The sequence below is a fragment of the Pedobacter vanadiisoli genome (genome assembly GCF_042684385.1).
GTDB classification, from domain to species: Bacteria; Bacteroidota; Bacteroidia; order Sphingobacteriales; family Sphingobacteriaceae; genus Pedobacter; species Pedobacter vanadiisoli.
Window position 1 is genome coordinate 1 of record NZ_JBHULL010000019.1, and the last position, 806, is coordinate 806.

At 39.6% G+C, this 806-nt stretch carries 1 protein-coding gene; it reads right to left on the reverse strand.

What is annotated here, in order from left to right; translation table 11 throughout:
• Positions 1-43: 43 nt before the first annotated feature.
• The coding region (locus ACFSR6_RS17510; protein ID WP_379081230.1) for an IS110 family transposase at positions 44-806 on the reverse strand (763 nt) is incomplete at its 5' end.

Genomic DNA, 806 nt, shown 5'->3' on the forward strand with positions numbered 1-806 from the left:
TAAACCCGTATTCTATGGTTTTTGCAAATAAATTTTAAAATATTTAAGCAGCAATACCAAGATCTTTCTTATAAGGCCTTTCTTTCAATACTGCTGCAAAAGCCCTGCTGACAAGCTTATTCCTAAGCACATTTAGAATTGATGAATGATGTTTTCCCTCTTTTATTTTTCTATCGTAGTATCTTTTAAACTCATTATCTTTTTTAATCGTGTTTAGTGCGCACATGGTCAATAGCGTCTTAATTCGTTTGTTGGCCAGATGGCTAACCTTTGGCTTTCCCTTTAGTGTTGTTCCAGAGGTATTTCCAAAAGGGGCAATACCACAATAACAGGCAAACTTCCTGGGATCGTCAAATAGACTGAACCCTTGCGTAAGGACCACGATAAACATCGCTGTTTGAGGCCCTATACAGTATACCGAGTTGACCAGACGATATTGCTCTTCAAGTACCTTGTCCGCTTTTACACATCTTAGAAGTTCCGCTTCAATCATGTCAATTTTCTTATCATATTCCTTGATCAGTGACTTTCTGATATCCAATGTAAAATCCGCTGAATCTCCATCGAAAGCTTCCAATTCTCCACTTGCATTTTTTAATGCTGTCTGTTGCTTCACAAGCTGCTTTCTACAGCTCAATAAATGCTTTAGCTCGCTTATGGTTTTGCTCGGAAGTTTAAAAAGAACTGCTTTGCGCCTGTGTAAAAAACCGTAGCTGGCTATTTCGGCAGCATCTGCCTTATCTGATTTGCCACGTTTTAGACCAAGGGAACGCTTAAGCCTCAGCGCGTTCTCAACCCAGAGATTC